Annotated in this window: 35 protein-coding genes; 1 reads left to right on the top strand and 34 read right to left on the bottom strand. The window is 61.8% G+C overall.

The window, feature by feature from the left end:
* Positions 1-106: 106 nt before the first annotated feature.
* Positions 107-1,147 carry a glutamine synthetase beta-grasp domain-containing protein gene (locus EN859_RS00425; protein ID WP_127851876.1) on the bottom strand — a complete coding sequence of 347 codons (1,041 nt, stop codon included), beginning with the start codon at positions 1,145-1,147 and terminating at the stop codon, positions 107-109.
* 320 nt (positions 1,148-1,467) lie between these two features.
* Between EN859_RS00425 and EN859_RS00420 the strand changes: the two genes are divergently transcribed.
* Positions 1,468-1,662 carry a DUF2735 domain-containing protein gene (locus EN859_RS00420; RefSeq protein WP_127851875.1) on the top strand — a complete coding sequence of 65 codons (195 nt, stop codon included), beginning with the start codon at positions 1,468-1,470 and terminating at the stop codon, positions 1,660-1,662.
* Between the two features lie 84 nt (positions 1,663-1,746).
* Here the strand turns inward: EN859_RS00420 and EN859_RS00415 are convergent, their stop codons facing one another.
* The 33 genes from EN859_RS00415 to rplC form a co-directional block, all read right to left on the bottom strand.
* The gene (locus tag EN859_RS00415) at positions 1,747-3,636 is read right to left on the bottom strand and encodes an MFS transporter (RefSeq protein WP_127851874.1); all 1,890 of its coding nucleotides are present in this window, start codon (positions 3,634-3,636) and stop codon (positions 1,747-1,749) included.
* A 185-nt stretch (positions 3,637-3,821) separates the two neighbouring features.
* A complete protein-coding gene (locus EN859_RS00410) occupies positions 3,822-4,613 on the bottom strand; it encodes an ATP12 family chaperone protein (protein ID WP_127851873.1) in 792 nt (263 codons plus the stop codon).
* A gap of 12 nt (positions 4,614-4,625) precedes the next feature.
* A complete protein-coding gene (locus EN859_RS00405; protein WP_189501635.1) occupies positions 4,626-5,501 on the bottom strand; it encodes a DMT family transporter in 876 nt (291 codons plus the stop codon).
* Between the two features lie 47 nt (positions 5,502-5,548).
* Positions 5,549-6,529: an RluA family pseudouridine synthase gene (locus EN859_RS00400; protein ID WP_127851871.1), complete on the bottom strand. Its 981-nt coding sequence runs from the start codon at positions 6,527-6,529 to the stop codon at positions 5,549-5,551.
* A gap of 102 nt (positions 6,530-6,631) precedes the next feature.
* Positions 6,632-7,462, bottom strand: a complete 831-nt coding sequence (locus tag EN859_RS00395; protein ID WP_127851870.1) for an aspartyl/asparaginyl beta-hydroxylase domain-containing protein — start codon at positions 7,460-7,462, stop codon at positions 6,632-6,634.
* A gap of 258 nt (positions 7,463-7,720) precedes the next feature.
* Positions 7,721-9,031: a replication-associated recombination protein A gene (locus EN859_RS00390; RefSeq protein ID WP_127851869.1), complete on the bottom strand. Its 1,311-nt coding sequence runs from the start codon at positions 9,029-9,031 to the stop codon at positions 7,721-7,723.
* Positions 9,032-9,076: 45 nt separating this feature from the next.
* Positions 9,077-10,564, bottom strand: coding sequence for a DegQ family serine endoprotease (locus EN859_RS00385; RefSeq protein WP_127851868.1), 1,488 nt, complete (start codon positions 10,562-10,564; stop codon positions 9,077-9,079).
* A gap of 186 nt (positions 10,565-10,750) precedes the next feature.
* Positions 10,751-11,182: a 50S ribosomal protein L17 gene (gene rplQ / locus EN859_RS00380; RefSeq protein WP_127851867.1), complete on the bottom strand. Its 432-nt coding sequence runs from the start codon at positions 11,180-11,182 to the stop codon at positions 10,751-10,753.
* A 96-nt stretch (positions 11,183-11,278) separates the two neighbouring features.
* Positions 11,279-12,289, bottom strand: a complete 1,011-nt coding sequence (locus tag EN859_RS00375; RefSeq protein WP_008875677.1) for a DNA-directed RNA polymerase subunit alpha — start codon at positions 12,287-12,289, stop codon at positions 11,279-11,281.
* Between the two features lie 101 nt (positions 12,290-12,390).
* Positions 12,391-12,780 (bottom strand): 30S ribosomal protein S11, encoded by a 390-nt coding sequence (gene rpsK / locus EN859_RS00370; protein ID WP_006205444.1) that lies wholly within the window; start codon positions 12,778-12,780, stop codon positions 12,391-12,393.
* Positions 12,781-12,894: 114 nt separating this feature from the next.
* Complete coding sequence (gene rpsM, locus EN859_RS00365; RefSeq protein WP_006205445.1) at positions 12,895-13,263, bottom strand: 30S ribosomal protein S13; 369 nt, start codon at positions 13,261-13,263, stop codon at positions 12,895-12,897.
* Positions 13,264-13,439: 176 nt separating this feature from the next.
* Positions 13,440-14,060, bottom strand: coding sequence for an adenylate kinase (locus EN859_RS00360; protein WP_127851866.1), 621 nt, complete (start codon positions 14,058-14,060; stop codon positions 13,440-13,442).
* Positions 14,057-15,397 (bottom strand): preprotein translocase subunit SecY, encoded by a 1,341-nt coding sequence (secY, locus tag EN859_RS00355; protein ID WP_127851865.1) that lies wholly within the window; start codon positions 15,395-15,397, stop codon positions 14,057-14,059. The genes EN859_RS00360 and secY overlap by 4 nt, the downstream gene beginning before the upstream one ends.
* Positions 15,398-15,591: 194 nt before the next feature.
* Entirely contained in the window at positions 15,592-16,065 is a 474-nt protein-coding gene (gene rplO / locus EN859_RS00350) for a 50S ribosomal protein L15 (RefSeq protein ID WP_127851864.1), read from the bottom strand.
* A 22-nt stretch (positions 16,066-16,087) separates the two neighbouring features.
* Entirely contained in the window at positions 16,088-16,285 is a 198-nt protein-coding gene (gene rpmD / locus EN859_RS00345; protein WP_006205449.1) for a 50S ribosomal protein L30, read from the bottom strand.
* Between the two features lie 25 nt (positions 16,286-16,310).
* Entirely contained in the window at positions 16,311-16,874 is a 564-nt protein-coding gene (gene rpsE, locus EN859_RS00340) for a 30S ribosomal protein S5 (RefSeq protein WP_006333394.1), read from the bottom strand.
* Between the two features lie 76 nt (positions 16,875-16,950).
* Complete coding sequence (gene rplR, locus EN859_RS00335) at positions 16,951-17,310, bottom strand: 50S ribosomal protein L18 (protein ID WP_127851863.1); 360 nt, start codon at positions 17,308-17,310, stop codon at positions 16,951-16,953.
* Positions 17,311-17,402: 92 nt separating this feature from the next.
* The gene (gene rplF / locus EN859_RS00330; RefSeq protein ID WP_127851862.1) at positions 17,403-17,936 is read right to left on the bottom strand and encodes a 50S ribosomal protein L6; all 534 of its coding nucleotides are present in this window, start codon (positions 17,934-17,936) and stop codon (positions 17,403-17,405) included.
* 96 nt (positions 17,937-18,032) lie between these two features.
* Positions 18,033-18,431, bottom strand: a complete 399-nt coding sequence (rpsH, locus tag EN859_RS00325) for a 30S ribosomal protein S8 (protein WP_006205453.1) — start codon at positions 18,429-18,431, stop codon at positions 18,033-18,035.
* A gap of 12 nt (positions 18,432-18,443) precedes the next feature.
* Complete coding sequence (gene rpsN / locus EN859_RS00320; RefSeq protein ID WP_127851861.1) at positions 18,444-18,749, bottom strand: 30S ribosomal protein S14; 306 nt, start codon at positions 18,747-18,749, stop codon at positions 18,444-18,446.
* Positions 18,750-18,776: 27 nt separating this feature from the next.
* On the bottom strand, positions 18,777-19,355 hold the full coding sequence (rplE, locus tag EN859_RS00315; RefSeq protein WP_127851860.1) for a 50S ribosomal protein L5: 579 nt from the start codon (positions 19,353-19,355) through the stop codon (positions 18,777-18,779).
* A complete protein-coding gene (gene rplX, locus EN859_RS00310; RefSeq protein ID WP_127851859.1) occupies positions 19,348-19,662 on the bottom strand; it encodes a 50S ribosomal protein L24 in 315 nt (104 codons plus the stop codon). Before rplX ends, rplE begins: the two co-directional genes overlap by 8 nt.
* Positions 19,663-19,674: 12 nt before the next feature.
* Entirely contained in the window at positions 19,675-20,043 is a 369-nt protein-coding gene (gene rplN, locus EN859_RS00305; RefSeq protein ID WP_006205457.1) for a 50S ribosomal protein L14, read from the bottom strand.
* Between the two features lie 82 nt (positions 20,044-20,125).
* Positions 20,126-20,365, bottom strand: coding sequence for a 30S ribosomal protein S17 (gene rpsQ / locus EN859_RS00300; RefSeq protein WP_010909280.1), 240 nt, complete (start codon positions 20,363-20,365; stop codon positions 20,126-20,128).
* A gap of 11 nt (positions 20,366-20,376) precedes the next feature.
* Positions 20,377-20,577, bottom strand: a complete 201-nt coding sequence (gene rpmC / locus EN859_RS00295) for a 50S ribosomal protein L29 (protein WP_006205459.1) — start codon at positions 20,575-20,577, stop codon at positions 20,377-20,379.
* A gap of 13 nt (positions 20,578-20,590) precedes the next feature.
* The gene (gene rplP, locus EN859_RS00290; protein ID WP_023799290.1) at positions 20,591-21,004 is read right to left on the bottom strand and encodes a 50S ribosomal protein L16; all 414 of its coding nucleotides are present in this window, start codon (positions 21,002-21,004) and stop codon (positions 20,591-20,593) included.
* Positions 21,005-21,031: 27 nt separating this feature from the next.
* Positions 21,032-21,754: a 30S ribosomal protein S3 gene (rpsC, locus tag EN859_RS00285; protein WP_127851858.1), complete on the bottom strand. Its 723-nt coding sequence runs from the start codon at positions 21,752-21,754 to the stop codon at positions 21,032-21,034.
* Entirely contained in the window at positions 21,754-22,143 is a 390-nt protein-coding gene (rplV, locus tag EN859_RS00280) for a 50S ribosomal protein L22 (protein ID WP_006205462.1), read from the bottom strand. Before rplV ends, rpsC begins: the two co-directional genes overlap by 1 nt.
* A gap of 2 nt (positions 22,144-22,145) precedes the next feature.
* Positions 22,146-22,424 carry a 30S ribosomal protein S19 gene (gene rpsS, locus EN859_RS00275; RefSeq protein ID WP_006205463.1) on the bottom strand — a complete coding sequence of 93 codons (279 nt, stop codon included), beginning with the start codon at positions 22,422-22,424 and terminating at the stop codon, positions 22,146-22,148.
* Positions 22,425-22,440: 16 nt separating this feature from the next.
* A complete protein-coding gene (gene rplB, locus EN859_RS00270) occupies positions 22,441-23,274 on the bottom strand; it encodes a 50S ribosomal protein L2 (RefSeq protein ID WP_127851857.1) in 834 nt (277 codons plus the stop codon).
* Positions 23,275-23,296: 22 nt separating this feature from the next.
* Entirely contained in the window at positions 23,297-23,590 is a 294-nt protein-coding gene (locus EN859_RS00265; RefSeq protein ID WP_023675139.1) for a 50S ribosomal protein L23, read from the bottom strand.
* Positions 23,587-24,207: a 50S ribosomal protein L4 gene (rplD, locus tag EN859_RS00260; RefSeq protein WP_127851856.1), complete on the bottom strand. Its 621-nt coding sequence runs from the start codon at positions 24,205-24,207 to the stop codon at positions 23,587-23,589. Before rplD ends, EN859_RS00265 begins: the two co-directional genes overlap by 4 nt.
* A complete protein-coding gene (gene rplC / locus EN859_RS00255; protein WP_127851855.1) occupies positions 24,207-24,935 on the bottom strand; it encodes a 50S ribosomal protein L3 in 729 nt (242 codons plus the stop codon). Before rplC ends, rplD begins: the two co-directional genes overlap by 1 nt.
* Positions 24,936-24,995 lie beyond the last annotated feature (60 nt).

Below are 24,995 nucleotides of genomic sequence, written 5' to 3'. Positions count from 1 at the left end.
GAAACGCCGGGGTTTTTGTTTGGGGTGCATCAGGCATTCGGTGTTGTCGTCTATACACGCCGACACTAGGTCACGGCGCAGACATGGTCTACGCCGTGACGAAGGCTCAGGCTGCGGCCGAAACCTGGGCGCTGGCTGGCACCGATGCGATCGTCTTCAGGATCTGGGAAGCGATCTGGTAGGGGTCGCCCTGCGAGTTCGGGCGGCGGTCTTCCAGATAACCCTTGTAGCCATTGTTGACGAAGGAATGCGGCACACGGATCGAGGCGCCGCGGTCAGCGATGCCATAGCTGAACTGATGGATCGAAGCCGTCTCGTGCTTGCCCGTCAGGCGCATGTGATTGTCCGGACCATAGACCGCGATGTGGTCCTCGCGAGCCAGTTCGAACGCCTTCATAAGCGCCTCGAAATAGGCCTTGCCGCCGACTTCGCGCATATAGGCGGTCGAGAAGTTGGCGTGCATGCCGGAACCATTCCAGTCGGTGTCGCCGAGCGGCTTGCAATGGTATTCGATGTCGATGCCGTATTTCTCGGTGAGGCGCTGCATCAGGTAGCGCGCCATCCACATCTGGTCGGCGGCCTTCTTGGAGCCCTTGCCGAAAATCTGGAATTCCCACTGGCCCTTGGCCACTTCGGCGTTGATGCCTTCATGGTTGATGCCGGCAGCAAGGCACTGGTCGAGATGCTCTTCGACGATCTGCCTGGCGACGGAGCCGACGTTCTTGTAGCCGACGCCGGTGTAATACGGGCCCTGTGGCGCGGGATAGCCGCTCTCGGGGAAGCCGAGCGGGCGGCCGTCCTTGTAGAAGAAATATTCCTGTTCGAAGCCGAACCAGGCGCCCTCGTCATCGAGGATGGTGGCGCGCTTGTTCGAGACATGCGGCGTCACGCCATCCGGCATCATGACCTCGCACATGACAAGCACGCCGTTGGTGCGGGCGGGATCCGGGTAGACGGCGACCGGCTTCAAGACACAGTCGGAGCTGTGGCCCTCGGCCTGCATGGTCGAAGAACCATCGAAGCCCCACAGCGGAAGCTGATCGAGCGTCGGGAACTCGGCATAGTCCTTGACCTGGGTCTTGCCCCGAAGGTTGGGGACCGGGGTGTATCCATCGAGCCAAATGTACTCGAGCTTGTATTTCGTCATTCTAGCCTCTCGTTGCTTTGATCACCGAACTCCGGGCGGCATCGACACACGTCGACCCAACCAGCAGCCGACCTGCCGATCGTTAAAAAGCAATTCGTGTGCCATTCACGCCGGCAAAGGATGCGGCAAAAGTGACCTTTCGTCTCGGCAAAGTCACCTCACCTCAACAGCAATGCGCTCGGATCAATCATAAGCGAATTTCGCACAAATAATAGGCAAATACTGTTCTTTTCATAGGCATATTGCCTAACGCGATTGCAGGACCTATCTTGAGAAAAGCTTGAATCGACAAGGTTCTGCAGAAGAAAGGAGACCGGCAAATGGAAATCACTTCCACTCGTCAGTCGGCCAAAATCCTGATGTTCCCAGTGGCAGCGCGCGCTTCTGCCTCAAATTTAAGCGGAAAGGCTAAGTTCGCGGCAGAGCTTGCCTCTTTGCGCAACTACACCGACTTCGGAAGCGGTTGGTATCACGAGGCAGCCATCGAGGAAGAGGAACAGGGCCGGAAAAGCTAAACCTTCCTTCGTCTCTGATGAATTGAAAAAGCCCGGCGCGATCGCTCGCGCCGGGCTTTTTTGTCCTTGGATCGGAACGGGCGGCTACTGCTTGGTGTGCAGGTTGGTCCCGAGCGTATCCTTGACGAAGATCATGCCGATGACCAGCGACATGGCCGCGATCACCACCGGATACCAGAGGCCGTAGTAGATATCGCCCTTGTAGGCGCTGAGCGCGAACACCGTTGCCGGTAGCAGGCCGCCGAACCAGCCGTTGCCGATGTGATAAGGCAGCGACATGCCTGTGTAGCGGATGCGGGTCGGGAACATCTCGACCAGCATCGCGGCAATCGGACCATAGACCATGGTCACGAAAACGATGAGGATGAACAGGATGGCGATCGTCATCGGCCAGTTGACCGCTGCCGGGTCGGCAAACATGGCGAAGACGCCGCCTCCCGGTATGTTATAGACGGTGACTTCAGGCGCGCCCGCAGCCTCGTCGGCGGTCAGCAACTTGTCCTTGATCGCCTGGTCGGTCGGAACCGTCATCTTCTCGCCGGCGCGGATAGCCGCGGCGTCAAGCTTCAGCTCTGGGTTGGCCGCAACGAACGCCTCGAGCTTCTGGTCCGGTACCTTGGCCGCTGCTCGCTTCAGCGGATAGCCGCCGTCCTGGAGCGCCATGTTGACCGCCTTGGCGAAGGCGGCGTCCTTGGCTTTCGCCTGATCGCCGGCAGCGATGGCATCATAGGAGTCCACCGTGTCGTTGCCGATCTTGACCGACGCAGCAGTTCCAGGCGCTGCTGTCGCCAGCACGTCGTAGGGAACCGAATTCTTGGTCAGGAACGAGGTCGCGATATCACAGGACGTCGTGAACTTCGCCGTGCCCACTGGGTTGAACTGGAACTTGCAGTCCCCCGGTGCTGCAGTCACCGTGGCGCGAGTTGTCTGCTGCGCGTTGGCAAGCGCCGGGTTGGCTGCCCTGGTCAGCGCCTTGAACAGCGGGAAGGTGCAGACGATAGCCAGTGCCAGGCCGGCCATGATGATCGGCTTGCGGCCGATCTTGTCGGATAGCCAGCCGAACACTACGAAGAAGATCGAGCCAAACGCCAGCGCAATGGCGATCATGATGTTGACCGACTGCGGATCGAGCTTCAGCACGTTCTGCAGGAAGAACAGTGCGTAGAACTGGCCGTTGTACCAGACCACGGCCTGGCCGGCGGTTAGGCCGAGCAGCGCCAGCAATGCGACCTTGGCGTTCTTCCATTGGCCGAAGGCCTCGGACAGCGGCGCCTTGGAGCCCTTGCCCTCATCCTTCATGCGCTGGAACGTCGGCGATTCGGCAAGCGACAACCGGATCCAGATCGAAATACCGAGCAGCAGGAAGGAAACGATGAAAGGAATACGCCAGCCCCAGGCGGCATAGGTGTCCTTGCTCATCGAACCTTGGACGATCAGGATGACGATCAGCGACAGGAACAGGCCAAGCGTGGCCGTCGTCTGGATCCAGGACGTGTAGTAGCCGCGGCGGTCATCCGGTGCATGTTCGGCGACATAGGTCGCGGCACCGCCATATTCGCCGCCAAGCGCCAGGCCTTGCAGCATTCGCAGGCCGATCAGGATGATCGGCGCGGCAATGCCCCAGCTAGCATAGCCCGGAAGAAGGCCGACCAGGAAGGTCGAAAGGCCCATGATCGTCATGGTGACGAGGAAGGTGTATTTGCGGCCGACAAGATCGCCGACGCGGCCGAACAACAGCGCCCCGAACGGGCGCACCAGGAAGCCGGCGGCGAAGGCGAGCAATGCGAAGATGTTGCGTGTCGCCTCCGGCGCAGACGAGAAGAAAGTGGCGCCGATGAAGGCTGCCAGCGAGCCGTAGAGGTAGAAGTCGTACCACTCGAAAACGGTGCCGAGCGAGGAAGCGAAGATGACTTTCTTCTCTTCCCGCGTCATGCCGCGGCTTGTTCTTCCGCTGGCGGTCGATGCCATTACCATGAATGTATCCTCCCGTGAGATCCCATCTGTCCTTCGATGCTGCACGTCATCGTCCGCATTCTCCTCCGAACGCAGACTCAGGGCAGCGATCGACGCAAAAAATGACAGAAAGCGCCGTCCAGCGGCAGACCGCCTTTGGGATTATGACTTTGGTCTAATGTGCAGTGCGAAATGGATTGAGGCTGTCAGCCCTTGAGCGCATCGAGAAGGCTGACGGCGGCCATCATGTCGCGCTTGCGAGCCAAGCGGCGCGCGACAGCTTCTGCATCCTGGCCCCAGTGCTCGGCCTGCCAGTCCTCGTCGACATGACCGGCAGCCCACGCCGTCTCGCCGTCGAGCTCGCCGGAATCGACGGCCAGCGCCAGCAGCGCGGAACCGGTCAGCGACGTCATGACGTGGATGGCGGCCAGCCGTAGCGGATCCTTGCGCTGGGCAAGATGGACACCGAGCACGGCGATGCTCTCGCGCGGCTGCTCGACGTGGATCACGCCTTCGGCGAGATGAAACCGCGCGCCAAGTGCTGCCCGTGCCCAGTCGAGGACCGGGTCCCAATGCTGGTTCTGCCGGTCGACTAGCCCTTGCGGACCGTCGGCGCGGTAGCAGAGCAGATCGGACGAGGCGAAACGCAGGATGTCTTCCAGCACCGCCTGCGGATCACTGGCGACGCCATCAATGGCCGTGTTGACGAGGCGCATGACCGGCATCGTAACCGGGTCGATGGTTTCGCCTTGCGCGGCGAACTCCGCGGCGACCAGGGCGGCGGCCCTCTCGGTTGGTAGCACCAGCAGCGCTTTGCCCGGGGTGCGCACCGGCTTGCCGTCAAGGTGAATGGCAAAACCCTCTTCGACCCGTGCGACCGAGACGGCCTTGTAGAAGCGCTTCGGCAGTTGCGTCTTCATCTGGATCTGGGCGCGGCGCACCGGATCCGGGTCGGAGAGCTGCTTTCCGGCTTCGAGATCGTTGAGGATATCGCGCATATCAGGCTCCTCTTATCCGGGAATCTGCCGCCGCGCCGGTCGGTTGACGATGATCAGCCCCGCAGCGATAAGCCCGAGCGCCAGGAAAATGCGGACGCTCAGCGGCTCGCTCAAGAATATGGCGCCACACAGCACGCCGAACACCGGCGACAGGAAGGTGAAGCTCGACAGGCCGGATGCCGGATAGCGCCGCAACAACCAGAACCATAAAACATAGGTGAAGGCGACGACGTAGACAGCCTGGAAAAGCAGAGCCAACGTCGGCAAGGCGGTAAAATTGCGGATGGGTGGTCCGGCGAAAGGCAACACCAGGATGCCGACAACGACGGCGCCGACCAGTTGGTAGAGCAGCAACTTCTCGGCGCTTGTCTCGGCCAGTTTCGTCCGCTTGATGACGATGCTGGTTAGCGCCCACAGGATGCCGGCGCCGAGGCTGAGCAGGTCACCGGTCAACGTCGCGCCACCGCTTGCGCTCACCTTGTCGGAAAACACGGCGACAAGGCCGGCGAAAGCAAGCAGAAGGCCCACGAGCTTGCGCACAGTGATACGCTCTTTCAGCAGGAAATGACCGCCGACCAGCACCCAGAACGGCATGGTGTTGACCAGAAGCGTGTTGCGGGCGACGGTCGTGTGTTCGAGCCCGACATAGAGGAACAGGAATTCGGCGCCGAAGAGCGCGCCCGCCAGAATACCCACAACAAGGGTCTTGTCGGGCGTGAATAGCTGAATGCCGCGCCAGTGGCACCAGCCAAGGACGCACAGGCCGCCTATGATCGATCGTGCGATCGACAGGAAAACCGGATCGTAGCCGGCATAGGATATCTTGGCGGCAACGTAGTTCAGCCCCCAGGAAAACGTCAGCCCGACCATGATCGCTGCTGCCGCCATATCGACCGCTTCGCGGCGGTCGAGCGTATCGGTGGCGATACCCAAATCTAGTCCTCCGCGCTCTGCTCGTCGAAGCCAAGCAGGTTCCAGCTTTGGCGCATATGCGGCGGCATTGGCGCGGTGATATCGATGAAGCCCTTATCCGGGTGTGGGATAACGATGCGGCGCGCATGCAAGTGTAGGCGGTTCTGCATGCCGCCCGGAAAGTCCCAATTGGTGTCGGCCTCGAAATATTTGGGGTCGCCGATGATGGGGCAGCCGATATGAGCGGCATGCACGCGAAGCTGATGCGTGCGGCCGGTATAGGGTTCCATCTCCAGCCACGACAGGGTCTGTGCCGCCTGCTCGACAACCCGGTAGTATGATACCGCGTGATCGGCGCCCTTTTCGCCGTGCTTGGCGACGCGCACGCGGTCGCCGTCGGGCGTCGGCTCCTTGATCAGCCAGGTCGAGATCTTGTCCTCGCGCTTCGGCGGCACACCCTTGACCAGCGCCCAGTAGGTCTTCTTGGTCTCGCGCGCCCGGAATGCCTCGGCAAGCTTCATCGCTGCGAGCCTTGTGCGGGCGACGACCAGCACACCGGACGTGTCACGGTCGAGCCGGTGCACCAGGCGCGGTTTCTCGCCCTTCTGGTTGCGCCAGGCTTCCAGCATGTCGTCGACGTTGCGGGTGACGCCAGAGCCGCCCTGGACGGCGAGACCCGCCGGCTTGTTGAAGACGAAGACCTTCGGATCCTCGTGGATCAGCATCTTCGCCAGAACGTCGGCGTCGCCCTGGTTGCGGATCGAGTGACCGGTGAGCGGGCTTTCGCCCTTCTTGTCCACTTCGAGCGGCGGCACGCGGACCATCTGGCCCGGCTCGACGCGGGTATCGGCCTTCACCCTGCCGCCGTCGACGCGGATCTGGCCGGAGCGCAGCAGCTTCTGCAGGTGGCCGAAGCCGAGACCCGGGAAATGGGTCTTGAACCAGCGATCGAGCCGCATGCCCGCCTCGCCGGCCTCCACTGTGATCTGTTCAACGCCTGCCATTGTCTCGCTTTATCCGTTTCAAAGCGGGGCAATAGCATTAAGGCAGGCTTGTTGCGAGCCAAAGACCCAGAAACAGGGCGATGATCGCGCCAATGATGCTTTTCAGGTCGTTCCGACCTTTTTCGGCTTGCTGGAACCGATCATCTTCCAATTCTTGTAGAACATCGAATTGATCCGCTCGACGCTGACCGAGACAATGGCGAGAAGCGCCGAGATGAGGCCGGGAAACGGCGATGGGCGGATTATGTCCATGAACACGCAGTAGCGGCGCCCGTCATACTCGTTGACCGAGCGGTGCAGCAGCGTGTCGTCGAAAATGAACAGCGGATTGTCGTACCAGTAGTTCTTGGCATTGCCGCATTCGACGAAGATTTCCGATTTGACCGGGACGAGATTGTAGAGGATCCGCAGGCTGAGCCGTAGCGGTCCAAAGTGGTACGAGGTCGATTCACGCTTGCTGAAGACTGAAACGGCGATCGTCTTTACGTATTTGAAATCCTTGTTGAATTCGGCAACGTTGTCTATTCTGTGCTTGCCATACCACTGATAGACATACATGCCGCGCCGGCCGGTGCCGAAATTGGCGTCGATATCGGCGATGATCTCGTCTTTGCGTGCCTTGAAGACGTCGAGGACCTCGTTGACTTCACGCTGATAGTCCGCCGGAAACTGCTCCAGCTTCCAGACACCCCGGTTCCTGTAGCACAGCAGGTCGACCAGCAGGTTGAACGGCGAAAGCAGCCAGGTGAAGATGCCGTTGCCGAGGAAATAACGGCTGAACAGCCCCCAATCCTTCCTGTCGTTGCGCAGCACGTCGATCAGGCCGAGGACGATGAAAAGCGTCGTCAGGATCGGAATGAAATAGAAGCCAAGCGCAAGAAGCGGGACCGCTATGGCGAACTGCCGAAGGGATTTGCGAAGTTTCTTTGTCATGTTTCTACGCGCCGTGCGCGATTCCGTTCTGAAAATGTTTTCGCCAAAACTTGGCAACGTCCCCGAGCCGAGCCACGCGTTGTGATAAGGTTTTTTTGTTCCGCCGTACACATCACAGTACTGTGACTGATATGAGACACTGCCGACGCGCCAAACCAGATGTCCAGTGGACCGCCGGCAGGCCCAGTTCGTCCCATTTTCTCCCCGCAACCAACGTGGCGGCGTCCCAAAGGGTAAGGACCGCACGGCCGTGCAAGCCTATTTTTCCCGCTCGGCGCGCAGCTTCGCCCAATAGTCCAGCCGCTTCCTGATATCGCGCTCGAAGCCGCGCTCGGGCGGGTCATAAAATGTCTGCCGGCCAATCTTTTCGGGAAAATAGTCCTGGCCGGAAAAGGCGTCCGGCTCGTCATGGTCGTAGCGGTAGCCCGCGCCGTAGTCTTCCTCTTTCATCAGCTTGGTCGGCGCATTGAGAATGTGCTTGGGCGGCAGCAGCGAGCCGAACTCCTTTGCCGCCTGTGTGGCGGCCTTGAACGCTGTGTAGACGGCGTTGGATTTCGGCGCCGTCGCAAGATAGACGGTAGCCTCGGCGAAGGCGAGTTCGCCCTCCGGCGAGCCTAGATAGTCATAGGCATCCTTGGCGGCATTGGCGACGACCAAGGCATGCGGGTCGGCCAATCCGATGTCCTCCATCGCCATGCGTACCAGCCGGCGGCCGAGATAAAGCGGATCCTCACCGGCGTCGAACATGCGAGCGAGATAATAAAGTGCGGCATCGGGATCGGAACCGCGCACCGACTTATGCAGCGCCGAGATAAGATTGTAGTGGCCGTCCTGGCCTTTGTCGTAGATCGGCGCGCGTCGCTGGACGATGCGCTGCAGGTCCTCGGCTCCGAACACTTCGCCGGACTTTGCGGCGCGCCATACTTCCTCGGCCAGCGTCAGCGCCGCGCGGCCGTCGCCATCACTCATGCGGATGAGCATCGCCCTCGCCTCGTCGTCGAGTGGCAACGCCCTGCCCTCGGCCTCTTCTGCGCGTTCCAGCAGTTTGGCGATGCTCTCCTCACCGAGCGAATGGAAGACCAGCACGCGCGCACGGGATAAAAGCGCGGCGTTGAGCTCGAAAGACGGGTTTTCGGTGGTGGCGCCAACCAGCACGACGGTGCCGTCTTCCATAACCGGCAGAAAACCGTCCTGCTGGGCACGGTTGAAGCGATGGATCTCGTCGACGAACAGCAGCGTCTGGCGGCCATTGGAGCGACGCAGCTTCGCCGCCTCGAACACCTTCTTCAAGTCGGCAACACCGGAAAACACCGCCGAGATCTGCTCGAAGGCAAGGCTGGTTTCGCCGGCAAGCAGCCGCGCGACCGTGGTCTTGCCCGTGCCGGGTGGTCCCCAGAAGATCATCGAGCCGAGCGAACCGGAGCCGATCAGCCTCGTCAGCGCGCCGTCGGAGCCGGTCAGATGCTCCTGACCGACGACCTCGCCAAGGTTCTTCGGGCGCAACCAGTCGGCCAGCGGCCGGCCGGGCGGCGCCTTTTCCGGTTCATCGACGCTGAACAGATCGGCCATGCACTTCTATTTGGTTGGAGCACGACCTCTTTTCCAGGACAGTACTCAGTAACGCAACACCTGGCGCAGTATCTGCCCGCCGCGCTCGACGGTAAAGCGCCACCAGCGCGTATCCTGCCTGGCGACCTGTTCCAGGGTTGCTGCGGTGTCGATTGTCATGCCGTTGACCTCACGCACAATGTCGCCCGGCTGAAAGCCGAAATCCGCGGCCGGCGAATCGCGATTGATGTCGACCACGGTGACGCCCTTGACGTCCGTGCGGATGCCAAGCCGCTGGGCAAGCCGGGGCGACAACTCCGCAACCTTGGCGCCGGAAAACGGGCTGCGGCCATGCAGCGTCACTTCCGCGGCCCTGGCGCCTTCCGGCGCGCGCTCGAGGGCGATGTCCATCGTCGCCTGCTGACCCTTGCTCAGCACGCCGAAGCTGGCATTGGTCCCGATCGACAGCGTCGCCATCCGGTAATCCAGCGCCTCGATGCTCTCGACCGCCTTGCCATTGAGCGACAGCACGACATCACCGGGCTTGAGACCGGCCTTGGCGGCCGGCCCAGCCTCTTCGACCGACGAAACCAGTGCGCCGGCAGGCTTGTCCATGGCGAGGGATTCGGCGATCTGCGGCGTCACCGCCTCGAATTCGGCGCCGATATAGGGCCGCTCGAAGAATTCGAGCCCTGCCTTGGCTGCATCGGCGAAAGCGCGAACCATGTTCGAAGGGATGGCAAAGCCGATGCCGATCGAGCCGCCGCTGCGGCTGTAGATCGCCGTGTTGATGCCGACCAGCTGGCCGCCCATGTTGATCAGCGCGCCGCCGGAATTGCCAGGGTTGATGGCGGCGTCGGTCTGGATGAAGAAACTGGAATCGGAAACGCCGATGTGGCTGCGCGCCAGCGCCGAAACGATGCCGCTGGTGGTAGTCTGGCCGACGCCAAAGGGGTTGCCGATGGCCAGCAGCAGGTCGCCGACCTCGAGCGCGTCGGAATCGCCGATGGCGATCACCGGAAATGGCTTGTCGGACGAGATCTTGAGCACAGCGAGATCGAGCGTCTCGTCCTTGAGCAGCACCTTGCTGTCGAATTCACGCCCATCTGCGGTCGCGACCTTGACCTGGTCGGCCTCCTTGATGACGTGGAAATTGGTGACGATCACGCCTGTCGGATCGACCAGCACGCCGGAGCCGAGCGAGGACTGCGCACGCGGCTGCGAGCGGCCGAAGAACTCCTCGAAAAACGGATCGCCCTCGAAAGGCGACGTCACCTTGGCCGTTTGCGAGGCATAGACATTGACCACGGCCGGCGCCGTCTGCTTGACCAGCGGCGCAAAGGAAAGCTGCACTTCTTCGCGGCCGAACGGCACGCGCTTGTCCGGACCGGAGGTGGCGTTTTCGCCTTCGACGCCATGCAGCAGGTCGGTCAGCACATCGGACAGGCCTGGATCGGTCTTGGCGTCTTCGGCCAGCGCCTGCCTGGCCGCCGGCACGACTGCCAGCGCCATCAAGGCGCAGATTAGAACAAGGGACAGCCGTTTGACGCGCATTCCGAATCCTCCAAATCGGGCGCCATTGTCCCGACGATTGTGCAAAATGAAAGGCTAAGCCGCTGAAAATCCGATTATTTGGCCTAAAAGCTCGGCAAGACAAAATCGGCGTAACTGCACCTCGTTGCTTTTCAGAACGAAAAAGGGGCCCGCAGGCCCCTTAAACGCTTTTGAGAAAGCCGAAGCTTACGCTGCTGCGGCTTCCTCGTCGGTGCCTTCTGCCTCAATGCGGGCGCGGTCGCCGGCGCCCTTGGCCGAGGTGTCGCGGTCGACGAATTCGATGACCGCCATCGCGGCATTGTCACCATGGCGGAAGCCCGCTTTCATGATGCGCAGGTAGCCGCCGTTGCGGGTGGCGTAGCGCGGCGCGATGGTATCGAACAGGCGCTTGACGACGACTTCATTGCCGATCTGGGCAATCACCTGGCGGCGCGCATGCAGGTCGCCGCGCTTGCCGAGCGTCACCAGCTTTTCGACAATCGGACGCAAATCCTTCGCCTTCGGCAGGGTGGTGACGATCTGCTCATGCTCGAGCAGCGACACGGCAAGGTTGGCAAACATCGACTTGCGATGGCTAATGCTGCGGGCGAACCGGCGGCCTTTAAATCCGTGGCGCATGGCCCTTCTCCTTCATTCCGGGTTCAAGAGGCCACAGCCTCAGTTGGTTAGCCGCATGATCTTGTCCGAAAAGTCTGCAACTTTTCGGGATCATGCTCAATATTGATCTTCGTAACGCTTGGCGAGGTCTTCGATGTTTTCCGGCGGCCAGTCCGGCACTTCCATACCGAGGTGCAGGCCCATTGCCGCCAGGACTTCCTTGATCTCGTTCAGCGACTTGCGGCCGAAGTTCGGGGTGCGCAGCATCTCGGCTTCGGTCTTCTGGATCAGGTCGCCGATATAGACGATGTTGTCGTTCTTCAGGCAGTTGGCCGAACGCACCGAAAGCTCGAGCTCGTCGACTTTCTTGAGCAGTGCCGGGTTGAAGGCAAGTTCGGTCACCTGCTCGGCAGCGACTTCCTTCTGCGGCTCGTCGAAATTGACGAACAGGCCAAGCTGGTCCTGCAGGATGCGGGCGGCGAAAGCCACCGCGTCCTCGCCCGAGATCGAACCGTCGGTCTCGATGGTCATAGTCAGCTTGTCGTAGTCCAGAACCTGGCCCTCGCGGGTGTTCTCGACCTTGTAGGAGACCTTCTTGACCGGCGAGTAAAGGCTGTCGACCGGGATAAGGCCGATCGGCGCGTCTTCGGCGCGATTGCGCTCGGCCGGCACGTAACCCTTGCCGGTGTCGACCGTGAATTCCATGCGGATTTCAGCGCCCTCGTCCAGCGTGCAGATGACGTGGTCGGGGTTGAGGATCTCGACGTCGCCGACCGTCTGGATGTCGCCGGCGAGAACAGCGCCCGGTCCCTGCTTGCGCACGACCATGCGCTTGGGGCCGTCGCCTTCCATGCGGATGGCGATTTCCTTGATGTTGAGCACGATATCGGTCACGTCCTCGCGCACACCGGCGATGGACGAGAATTCATGCAGAACGCCGTCGATCTGCACGGCGGTCACAGCCGCACCGCGCAGCGAAGACAGAAGCACGCGACGCAGCGCGTTGCCGAGGGTGAGGCCGAAGCCACGCTCGAGCGGTTCCGCGACCAGCGTGGTCAGCGTCTTCTTCTTCGACGAGAACTCGATCTTGTTCGGCTTGATCAGTTCCTGCCAATTTTTCTGGATCATGATGCTTTCCTTCCGTTGCCCCGCCACCATCCAATCGTGGCGGGCGACCTGGAATACCGCGGCGGAACGCCTCTGGCGTTCTCGCGGTGTTCGGTAATTTCTTAGACGCGGCGCTTCTTGCGCGGGCGGCAGCCATTGTGCGGGATCGGCGTCACATCACGGATCGAGGTGATGGTGAAGCCAGCCGCCTGCAGGGCGCGCAACGCGGATTCACGACCGGAGCCGGGTCCGCAGACCTCAACTTCGAGCATGCGCATACCGTGTTCCTGAGCCTTCTTGGCAACGTCCTCGGCAGCCATCTGGGCAGCGAACGGGGTCGACTTACGCGAACCCTTGAAGCCCTGGGCTCCCGCTGACGACCAGGCAATGGAATTGCCCTGTGCGTCGGTGATGGTGATCATCGTGTTGTTGAAGGTCGAATTGACGTGGGCAACGCCCGACGAGATGTTCTTGCGTTCGCGACGGCGAACACGAGCGGCTTCCTTGGCCATGACAGTCCTTTCAGTTGATCTCTACACCGCCGTAATGCCAGCGGCTCCACCACGTAAATTGTGAATAGTGAATGGTCGGGCCATTCACCATTTCACGACTTCACCATTCACAAATTACTTCTTCTTGCCGGCGATCGACTTGGCCGGACCCTTGCGGGTGCGCGCATTGGTATGCGTGCGCTGGCCGCGAACCGGCAGCGAGCGACGGTGACGCAGGCCGCGGTAGCAGCCGAGGTCCATGAGCCGCTTGATGTTCATCGACACTTCGCGGCGCAGGTCGCCCTCGACCTGGTAGTCGCGGTCGATCGTCTCGCGGATCTGCAGCACTTCGGCGTCGGTGAGTTGGTTGACGCGGCGCTCGGCCGGGATGCCGACCTTGTCGACGATCTCCTGGGCGAACTTCTTGCCAATGCCGTGAATGTACTGAAGCGCGATGACGACGCGCTTATTCGTCGGAATGTTAACGCCGGCTATACGAGCCATATTCTTCTCTTCTCCATATGGGCCGGACGAGCCGGCGCTTCAAGTTGCCCCGCGTCCGGTGGAGGCCGGCCCTTGCGGGAGTTTCCCAGTTCAAAGCGGCTGCCTTGCCCTTGCGGACAAGCAAGCCTCATGCCTGATAGGAAGACGGGCCGCCATACCCCAGCGGGCCGCTGCAGTCAAGCGTAATCGTTCTTTCTCTGCGCAGCCCCTTGGGTCGCCGCCCTGAGCACCGCTTCGACCTCTTTCGTCACCGTGTCGATGTCGGCCATGCCGTCGACACCCCTGAGCTTACCTTTGGCATAGTAGTAGCCGATCAGCGGCGACGTTTTCTTGTAGTACTCCTTCAGGCGATCTTCGAAGACCGCCGGATTGTCGTCCTTACGCACCGGCAGACCGGCAGCTTTTGCCTCTTCGGCTCGCTTGACGATTCGACCAACCAGCACCTTGTCGTCGACGACAAATTCGATGACGGCGTCGAGATCCAGTCCGCGGTCGGAGAGCATCGATTCAACCGCGTCGGCTTGCACCAACGTGCGCGGGTAGCCGTCGAGAATGAAGCCCTCTGCGCAATCGGCCTGATCGATACGCTCGGCCACAATGGCGTTGACGATAGCGTCGGAAACCAGTTCGCCAGCATCCATCACAGCCTTGGCGCGTTTGCCAACTTCCGTGCCGGCCTGGACGGCGGCACGCAGCATGTCCCCAGTGGAAAGCTGGGGTATGCCGTGTTTTTCTACCAGTCTTTGTGCTTGTGTCCCCTTGCCCGCCCCCGGCGGCCCAAGCAAAATCAACCTCATCTGGCCTTCTTCCCCCCACGCAGCTTCGACTTCTTGATCAGGCCCTCATACTGGTGCGCGATCAGGTGACCCTGAATCTGCGCCACCGTATCGAGCGTTACACTGACCACGATCAGGAGCGAAGTGCCACCAAGGTAGAATGGTACGCCAGTCGCTGAAATCAGGAACTCGGGCAGCAGGCACACCAGCACCAGATAGATGGCACCGACGACGGTGATGCGCGTGAGAACATAGTCGATGTAATCGGCGGTGCGCTCGCCCGGACGATAGCCCGGAATGAACCCCGAATGCTTCTTGAGCTGGTCGGCGGTGTCCTTCGGGTTGAAGACGATCGCCGTGTAGAAGAAGGCGAAGAACACAATCATCGCCGCATAGAACGCCATATAGAGCGGCTGGCCATGGCCGAGGGAGGCCAGGATGGTGCTGGCCCATGCGGGCATGTTGGTGGTCTGCGAGAAGCCGGCGACGGTTGCTGGCAGCAACAGCAGCGACGAGGCGAAGATCGGCGGAATGACGCCGGAGGTGTTGAGCTTCAACGGCAGGTGCGAGGTGTCGCCCTGGAACATACGGTTGCCGACCTGGCGTTTCGGATACTGGATCAGCAGGCGGCGCTGGGCGCGCTCGAAGAACACGATCAAGCCGATGACGACGATGGCGAGCACGATGATCGCCAGGATCAGTCCGGTCGACAGCGCGCCAGTGCGGCCGAGTTCCAGCGTGCCCGAGATAGCGCGCGGCAGGCCGGCGACGATGCCGGAAAAGATGATCAGCGAGATGCCGTTGCCGATGCCGCGGGCGGTGATTTGCTCGCCGAGCCACATCAGGAACATGGTGCCGCCGACCAGCGTGACGACGGTCGAAATGCGGAAGAACATACCGGGATCGTTGACGATGCCGTTACCGCCCTCCAGCCCGACCGAAATGCCATAGGCCTGGACCAGCGCCAAGAGCACGGTACCGTAGCGCGTATACTGGTTGATGATCTTGCGGCCCTGCTCGCCTTCCTTCTTCAGCGATTCCAGCGACGGGATGACCGAGGTCATCAGCTGCATGATGATCGAGGCGGAGATGTAGGGCATGATGCCGAGGGCGAAGATCGCCATGCGCTGCACGGCGCCGCCGGCGAACATGTTGAACATGCCGAGCACGCCCTTGCTCTGCGAGGAGAAGGCCTGGGCGAAAGCGTCGGGATTGATGCCGGGAAGCGGGATGTAGGTGCCGAGGCGGTAAACGAGCAGCGCGCCGATGGTGAACCAGATACGCTTCTTCAGATCCTCCGCCTTGGCGAAGGCCGAGAAATTCAGATTCGAGGCTAGTTGTTCAGCAGCCGAAGCCATGCCTGATTCTCCGCTTGGTCACGCTCGATGCCCGCAGCTCAGGCGGCGCGTATCATCGAAGCTCACGAGATAAGCTCCGGACTGCAAACATGCAAGCGGCCGCGTCGACGCGGCCGCCATATTGATCGGATCAAAGCGTAAATCGAAGGCAAAAAAACGGATTCCACCTTTGCCGGTCGCACTTCAAATTGACGTTACTCGGCGGCCGCCTTTTCGGGCAGCTTCACCGAACCCCCGGCCTTCTCGATCTTCTCGATAGCGGCCTTGGAGGCGCCGGCCACGTCGAAGGCGAGCTTCGTCTTGATGTCGCCGTCCGAGAGGATGCGCACACCGTCCTTGGCGCGGCGAATGACGCCGGCCGCGACCAGCACGTCGGCCGTCACGGTGGCCTTCGCGTCGAGCTTCTTGGCGTCGAGCGCGGCCTGGATGCGGGCCAGCGACACGACGGTGAAGCTCTTGGCGAAGATGTTGTTGAAGCCACGCTTCGGCAGGCGCCGGTAGAGCGGCATCTGGCCACCCTCGAAGCCGTTGACGGCAACGCCGGAGCGCGCCTTCTGGCCCTTGACGCCGCGACCGGCGGTCTTGCCCGAGCCGGAACCGATGCCGCGGCCGAGACGCTTCCTTGAATGCGTCGCGCCGTCCTTGTCACGCAGATCGTTGAGTTTCATCTGAGTTCTCCTGCGCTCTGGTTCAGCCCTCGTCCACGACGCGGACGAGATGCTGAACGGCAGCGATCATGCCTCGCACCGAGGGAGTGTCCTCCAGCGTGCGCTGCTTGTGCATCTTGTTGAGGCCGAGGCCGACCAGCGTCGCACGCTGCTCCTTCGGCCGGCGGATCGGCGAACCGATCTGCTCGACGGTGATGGTCTTGGTTGCTTTCTTGGCCATGGTCAAAATCCCTGGTCAGCGTCGACTATTCTTCGGCCGCAACGGCGGTGCCGCGGCGGGCCTGAAGGGTCGAATACTTGATGCCGCGCGCGGCAGCCACATCCTTCGGATGCATCTGGCTCTTCAGCGCGTCGAAGGTGGCGCGAACCATGTTGTACGGGTTCGACGACCCCATCGACTTGGCGACCACGTCATGCATGCCGAGCGTCTCGAAGACAGCGCGCATCGGGCCGCCCGCGATGATGCCGGTACCCTGTTTGGCGGCGCGCAGCAGAACGCGCCCCGCGCCCCAGCGTCCCTCGACGTCGTGATGCAGCGTGCGGCCCGAACGCAGCGGCACGAAAATCATGTCACGCTTGGCCGATTCGGTTGCCTTGCGGATCGCCTCAGGCACTTCGCGAGCCTTGCCGTGGCCGAAGCCGACGCGACCCTTCTGGTCGCCGACGACGACGAGTGCCGCAAAGCCGAAGCGCCGGCCGCCCTTGACGACCTTGGCGACACGGTTGATGTGGACGAGCTTGTCGACCATGCCGTCGTCGCGCTCTTCGCGATCACGGCCGCGGCCGCCATCCCTACGTTCCTGTGCCATATCCTGTTCCTTGTTCTTTTCCGGAAGCACGGGTTGCTGGATGCCGATGCCTCATTTGGGTCACCGGCGGTGAAAATCAGAAGCTCAAGCCACCTTCACGGGCAGCCTCGGCCAGCGCCTTGACGCGGCCGTGATAGATGTACGGTCCGCGGTCGAAGACGACTTCCTTGACGCCGGCCTTCGAGGCGCGCTCGGCGATCAGCTTGCCGATCGCGGCGGCGGCTGCGGTATCGGCACCGGTCTTGAGCGACCCCTTGAGGTCCTTCTCCAGCGTCGAAGCGGCAGCGATGGTGTGGCCCTTGCTGTCGTCGATGACCTGGACGTAGATGTTCTTCGACGTGCGGTGGACCGACAGGCGCGGACGGTCACCAGCGACCTTCTTGATCTGGCGGCGGACGCGCTGAGCGCGGCGTTGGGTGGATTCTTTCGAGCCCATGGTCTTTGTTCCTTGCCTTCAAAAAACGGGGGCACCCATATGCGGTAGGCGAAAGCGCCTCCCGCGGCCGCACCCCGCGGCGTTACGATGACTTACTTCTTCTTGCCTTCCTTGCGGACGATCTTCTCGCCGGCGTAGCGCACGCCCTTGCCCTTGTAAGGCTCGGGACCACGATACTCGCGGATCTCGGCGGCAACCTGGCCAACCTGTTGCTTGTCGATGCCGGTCACGGTGATCTCCGTCGGCTTCGGCACCGAGATCGTGACGCCTTGCGGCGTCTCATAGACGACGTCGTGGCTGAAGCCGAGCGCCAGCTGCAGGTTCTTGCCCTGCATGGCGGCGCGATAGCCGACGCCGGTGATCTCGAGCTTCTTCTCGAAACCGTCCTTGACGCCCTGCAGGATGTTGACGATCTGCGTACGCGACATGCCCCACTTGGAGCGAGCGGTCTTGGTCTGGTCGCGCGGCTGCACAGCGATCTCACTGCCTTCCATCTTGACCAGCACTTCGTCGTTCACCACGAACTTCAGCTCGCCCTTGGGGCCCTTCGCCGTCACGGTCTGGCCGTTGACGGTCGCGGTCACGCCCTGCGGCAGCGAAACGGGTTTCTTTCCAATACGAGACATTTTGTTGTCCTCGTCACTTCTCTTGTTTCAGGTCGCTGTTTTCGGACGTGATCTTGTCCGAAAACCGGATTCCACTTTTCGGGATCACGCTCCAGATCAGAAGATCTGGCAGAGGATTTCCCCGCCGACATTCTGTTCGCGCGCTTCGTGATCGGCCATCACGCCCTTCGGCGTCGAAAGGATGGCGATGCCGAGGCCGTTGGCGACGTGCGGGATCGACTTGGCCGAAACGTAGACGCGGCGGCCCGGCTTCGAGACACGTGCGATTTCGCGCACGACCGGCGCACCGTCGAAATACTTCAGCTCAATCTCGATTTCGGACTTGCCGTTGTCGAAGTCGGTCTGGCTGTAGTCGCGGATATAGCCTTCGGCCTTCAGCACGTCGAGGACGCGGGTACGCAGCCGCGAGGCCGGCGTCGAAACGCTCGACTTCTTGCGGCCATAGGCGTTGCGGATGCGGGTCAGCATATCGCCGAGAGGATCGCTCAATGACATGTTATGTCCTCCTTACCAGCTCGACTTGACCAGGCCCGGGATCTGGCCGTTGTTGCCGAGATCACGAAGCGCGATGCGCGATACCTTGAGCTTGCGATAGTAGGCACGCGGACGTCCCGTGACTTCGCAGCGGTTGCGGATGCGGATCTTGGCCGAATTGCGCGGCAGCGCCGCAAGCTTCAACTGGGCGCGGAAACGCTCTTCCATCGGCTTGGACTGATCCATGATGATCGCCTTGAGGGCCTTACGCTTGGCAGCGTACTGGTCCGCAAGCTTCCGGCGCCTGTTGTTCTTCTCGACTGAGCTGGTCTTTGCCATTTCAGATTTTTCCTTTTCTCGCTGCCGTTACTGGCGGAAGGGGAAGTTGAAGGCCTTGAGCAATGCCCTGGCTTCGTCGTCCGTCTTCGCAGTCGTACAAACGATGACGTCCATGCCCCAGATCTGATCAACCTTGTCGTAGTTGATCTCCGGGAACACGATGTGTTCCTTGATGCCCATGGCGTAGTTGCCACGGCCATCGAAGCTCTTCGGATTGAGTCCGCGGAAGTCGCGGACGCGCGGCAGCGCGATGTTCACGAGGCGGTCGAGGAACTCGTACATGCGTTCCTTGCGCAGCGTGACCTTGGCGCCGATCGGCATCTTCTCGCGGACCTTGAAGCCAGCGATCGAATTGCGGGCGCGGGTGACGACGGCCTTCTGGCCGGCGATCAGCGCAAGGTCTTCGGCCGCGATCGAAGGCTTCTTCGAATCGCCGGTCGCCTCGCCGACGCCCATGTTGAGCACGATCTTGTCGATGCGGGGGACCTGCATCTCGTTGTCGTAGCCGAACTGCTCCTGCAGCGCCTTGCGGATGGTCTCGTTGTAGACCTGCTTGAGGCGCGGCGTGTTCTGGGCAGTCGCCTGCTTGGTTTGAGCCTTAGCCATTGATGACTTCTCCCGAGCGCTTGGCGACGCGCACCTTCTTGCCGTCCTTCTGGAAGATGAAGCCGACGCGGGTCGGCTTGCCATCCTTGGGGTCGGCCAGCGCGATGTTCGACAGCTGGATCGGCGCTTCCTTGGTGATGATCCCGCCCTCCTGGGACTGGGACTGCTTCTGGTGACGGCGGATCAGGTTGACGCCGCGCACCAGCGCGGTGTCTTCCTTCGGCTGTACCGAGAGGACTTCGCCCGAACGGCCCTTGTCCTTGCCGGCCAGCACGACGACCTTGTCGCCTTTTCTAATCTTCTGCATTGGTCCGGCTCCTTACAGCACTTCAGGCGCGAGCGAGATGATCTTCATGTGGTTCTTGGCGCGGAGTTCGCGCGGAACCGGTCCGAAGATACGCGTGCCGATCGGCTCTTTCTTGTTGTCGACGAGAACGGCCGCGTTCTTGTCGAAACGGATCACGCTGCCGTCCGGGCGGCGGATGTCCTTGGCCGTGCGAACCACGACCGCCTTCATCACATCGCCCTTCTTCACGCGGCCGCGCGGGATGGCTTCCTTGATCGACACCACGATGATGTCGCCCACGGAAGCGTATTTCCGCTTCGAGCCGCCCAGCACCTTGATGCACATGACACGACGGGCGCCGGAATTATCCGCGACGTCGAGGTTTGTTTGCATCTGAATCATGACTGGCCGCCTTCTTCTTTTCTAACGGGACGGGTTCTTCACCCCTCCCCGGTCTGTCCAAAATTCGTTTCGTTCGCCCTGATCAGGCCTGGTCCGAAGACACCACGATCCAGCGCTTGTCCTTGGAAATCGGCTTCGATTCCTGGATGAACACCTGATCGCCGACCTTGTGGGCGTTGTTCTCGTCGTGCGCCTTGTACTTCTTGGTCATGCGCACGGTCTTCTTCATCACGGGATGCGTGAAGCGCCGTTCGACCTTGACGACAACCGTCTTCTCGTTCTTGTCGCTGACGACGGTGCCCTGCAGAATGCGCTTTGGCATGGTTTTCGTCCTTAAGCCTTCTTGGCCGCGGACTTTTCCGCAGCGATGGTCTTGATACGCGCAATGTCCTTGCGAACCTGCCTCACGCGCGCGGTCTTCTCGAGCTGGCCGGTGGCCTTCTGGAAGCGCAGGTTGAACTGCTCCTTCTTCAGGCTGGCCAGGTCGTCGGTCAGCTGGTCCTGGGTCTTGGTCCGGATGTCTTCGGCTTTCATGATCAGCCCGTCCTTATTCTGCGATGCGCTGTACGAAGCGCGTCCTGACCGAGAGCTTGGCCGCGCCGAGACGCAGCGCCTCGCGGGCGGTTTCCTCGTTGACGCCGTCGATCTCGAACATGATGCGGCCCGGCTTGACACGCGCCGCCCAGTAGTCGACCGCGCCCTTGCCCTTGCCCATGCGGACTTCGGTCGGCTTCGACGTCACCGGCACGTCCGGGAAGATGCGGATCCAGACGCGGCCGGCGCGCTTCATCTCACGGGTGATCGCGCGGCGGGCCGCCTCGATCTCGCGCGCGGTGACGCGGTTCGGCTCAAGCGCCTTCAGCCCGAAACCACCGAAATCCAGGTTGGTGCCGCCCTTGGCGGCACCGTGGATACGGCCCTTGAACTGCTTGCGGAACTTTGTGCGCTTTGGCTGCAGCATCGTTCTAACTCCAAATTCCTAAATGTCTCAGGCGTTTTCGCGACGGCGACCGCGTTCGCGCTCGCCACCACCATGTGCATGATCGCCCTCGGTGGCGCGGCGCTCCGAAGCCATCGGGTCGTGCTCGAGGATCTCGCCCTTGAACACCCAGACCTTGACGCCGCAGATGCCGTACGCCGTATGCGCCTCGGCAGTGCCGTAGTCGACATCGGCGCGCAGCGTATGCAGCGGCACGCGGCCTTCGCGATACCATTCCATACGCGCGATCTCGGCGCCGCCGAGACGACCGCCGCAGTTGATGCGGATGCCTTCGGCACCGAGGCGCATCGCTGACTGCACGGCACGCTTCATGGCGCGGCGGAAGGCGATGCGGCGCTCGAGCTGCTGGGCGATCGACTGGGCGACCAGCGTCGCATCGATCTCGGGCTTGCGCACTTCGACGATGTTGAGGTGCGTCTCCGACTTCGTCATCTCCATCAGCTTCTTGCGAAGCTTCTCGATGTCGGCGCCCTTCTTGCCGATGATCAGGCCCGGGCGCGCCGCATGGATGGTGACGCGGCACTTCTTGTGCGGACGCTCGATCACGACCTTCGAGATCGCAGCCTGCTTGAGTTCCTTCTCAAGATACTTGCGGATCTTGATGTCCTCGTGCAGCAGCTTGCCGTACTCGCCGGTGTTCGCGAACCAGCGCGAATCCCAGGTGCGGTTGATGCCGAGACGCAGACCGATCGGATTGACTTTCTGGCCCATTATGCGGCCTCCCCTTTTTCTTCGACTTCACGAACGACGATCGTGAGGTGCGAGAACGGCTTCTCGATACGGCTGGCGCGACCACGGCCACGGGCATGGAACCGCTTCATGACGATCGACTTGCCGACATAGGCTTCCGCCACGATCAGCGCATCGACGTCGAGATCGTGGTTGTTTTCCGCGTTGGCGATCGCCGATTCCAGCGTCTTCTTGACCGTACCGGAAATCCGCTTGGCCGAGAATTCGAGGTCGGAAAGCGCTGTCGCGACCTTCTTGCCGCGGATCAGCGCGGCAACCAGGTTCAGCTTCTGCGGGCTGATACGGATCGTGCGCAACACGGCGCGCGCTTCGTTGTCAGCAAGCCTGCGCGGAGCTTTGGCCTTGCCCATGATTATTTCCTCTTCGCCTTCTTATCCGCGCCGTGACCGTAATAGGTCCGGGTCGGAGCGAATTCACCGAACTTATGGCCGACCATGTCCTCGTTCACCGAAACGGGAACATGCTTCTGGCCGTTGTAGACACCGAAGGTGAAGCCGACGAACTGCGGCAGGATGGTGGAGCGACGGCTCCACATCTTGATCACCTCATTGCGACCACCTTCACGAACCTTGTCCACCTTCTTGAGAAGGTAGCCGTCGATGAAGGGGCCTTTCCAAATCGAACGAGTCACTTGGCGTTACCTCTTCTTAGCTCTTGCGCTGATGGCGCGAGCGCAGGATGAACTTGTCGGTCGCCTTGTTGGACCGCGTCTTCTTGCCCTTGGTCGGCTTGCCCCAGGGCGAAACCGGATGGCGGCCGCCCGAGGTGCGGCCTTCGCCGCCGCCATGCGGATGGTCGACCGGGTTCATGGTCACACCGCGATTGTGCGGGCGCTTGCCGCGCCACACGGTGCGGCCTGCCTTGCCGTCATTGATGTTGCCGTGGTCCGGATTGGACACGGCACCGACAGTGGCCATGCAGGAGCCGTGAACGACACGCTGCTCGCCCGAGTTCAGGCGCAGGATCGCCATGCCCTGGTCACGGCCGACGAGCTGGGCATATCCGCCCGCCGAACGGGCAACCTGGGCGCCCTTGCCCGGCTTCAGCTCGATGTTGTGGACGATCGTGCCGACCGGCATCGAGGCCAGCGGCATTGCATTGCCCGGCTTCACGTCGACCGCTTCGCCAGCCACGATCTTGTCGCCGGCGGCAAGGCGCTGCGGGGCGATGATGTAGGACAGCTCGCCATCGTCATACTTGATCAGCGCGATGAAGGCGGTGCGGTTCGGATCGTATTCAATGCGCTCGACCGTGCCGACGACGTCGAACTTGCGGCGCTTGAAGTCGATGATGCGGTATGTGCGCTTGTGACCACCGCCGATGAAGCGGGCGGTGATGCGGCCGTAATTGTTGCGGCCGCCGGACTTGGTCAGGCCTTCGGTCAAGCCCTTGACGGGCTTGCCCTTATAGAGGCCCGAGCGGTCGACGATGACCAGCTGGCGGGTGCTCGGCGTTACCGGGTTGAATTTTTTAAGTGCCATTGTCCTGTCCTCGCGGCCTTGCTCAGAGACCCGTCGCGACGTCGATCGACTGGCCTTCGGCCAGCGTCACAACCGCCTTCTTGACGTCGCTCTGGCGGCCGATCGTGCCGCGGAAGCGCTTGATCTTGCCCTTGCGGACAAGCGTGTTCACGGCCATCACCTTGACGCCGAACAGCGCCTCGACTGCGGCCTTGATTTCCGGCTTCGACGCCTTCTTGGCGACGTTGAAGACGACCTGGTTCTGCTCGGAAGCCATGGTCGACTTTTCGGTGATCGCCGGCGAGACGATCACGTCGTAGTGACGAAGGTCGGTCATTTGAAGCGCTCCTCGAGAGCCTCGACGGCGGCCTTCGAAAGGACCAGCGTGCCGCGGCGCAGAATGTCGTAGACGTTGATGCCCTGGATGGGCAGCACGTCGATGTTCGGGATGTTCGTCGCCGCCAGCTTGAAATTCTTGTCAAGCTCGGCGCCGCCGATCACCAGGGCGTTGGTCAGGCCCAGCGTCGCGAAATTCGCGATCAGCGCCTTGGTCTTGGCCTCGGTCAGCTTCAGCTCGTCGACGATGATGAGCGACGCACTCTTGGCCTTGGCCGAAAGCGCATGCCTGAGGCCGAGGGCGCGCACCTTCTTCGGCAAATCGTGCTCGTGGCTGCGAACGACCGGGCCGTGGGCCTTGCCGCCGCCGCGGAACTGCGGAGCGCGCGCCGAATGGTGACGAGCGCGGCCCGTACCCTTCTGCTTGTACATCTTGGCGCCAGTGCGCGCGATCTCGGCGCGGCCCTTGGCCTTGTGCGTGCCCTGCTGCTTCTTGGCAAGCTGCCAGCGCACGACGCGCTGCAGGATGTCCTCGCGCGGATCAAGGCCGAAAATCTCCTCGGAGAGCTTCACCTTGCCGGCGTCCTTGCCGCCAAGCGTTGTGATCTTGAGATCCATTATTCCGCTCCCTCTGTGGCCGGGGCTTCGTTCTTGGCGGCACCATCGGTCGCAACGGCACGGATCGCGGCAGGCTTCGGCGCATTGGCCGGCAGCGCCACCTTGGCCGCGTCGCGGACCAGGATCCAGGCGCCCTTCGAACCCGGAACCGCACCGCGGATCAGGATCAGGCCGCGATCGGCGTCAGTCGAGACGACCTCGACATTCTGTGTGGTGACGCGGGTGTCGCCCATGTGGCCGGCCATATGCTTGCCCTTGAACACCTTGCCCGGGTCCTGGCGCTGGCCGGTCGAGCCGTGCGTACGGTGCGAGACCGAGTTGCCGTGGGTCGCACGGCCGCCACCCATGTGGTGCCGCTTGATGACGCCCTGGAAGCCCTTGCCGATCGTCGTGCCCGTCACATCGACCTTCTGGCCGGCGACGAAGTGCTCGACGGTGATCTCGGCGCCGACATCGATCATGTTGTCGGCAGAGACGCGGAACTCGGCAACCTTCGCCTTCGGCTCGACTGAAGCGGTCGCGAAATGGCCGCGCATCGCCTTCGACGTGTTCTTCACCTTGGCAAGGCCAACGCCGAGCTGGACGGCAGTATAGCCGTTCTTCTCCTGCGTGCGCTGTGCCACGACCTGGCAGTTCTCCATCTGGAGAACCGTGACGGGAACATGTTCCCCGGCATCGTTGTAGATGCGGGTCATTCCCACCTTCTTTGCAATCACACCTGAACGCATCGGTTCAATTCCTTTAGAGTTCCCTGTCGGGGCTATCGCCCCTCCACGCCTCTTGTTCCT

The organism is Mesorhizobium sp. M00.F.Ca.ET.216.01.1.1, from assembly GCF_004010325.2.
GTDB lineage: Bacteria > Pseudomonadota > Alphaproteobacteria > Rhizobiales > Rhizobiaceae > Mesorhizobium.
Note: the sequence above shows the minus strand (reverse complement) of the source record. Positions and strands in the feature narration are given on the sequence as shown.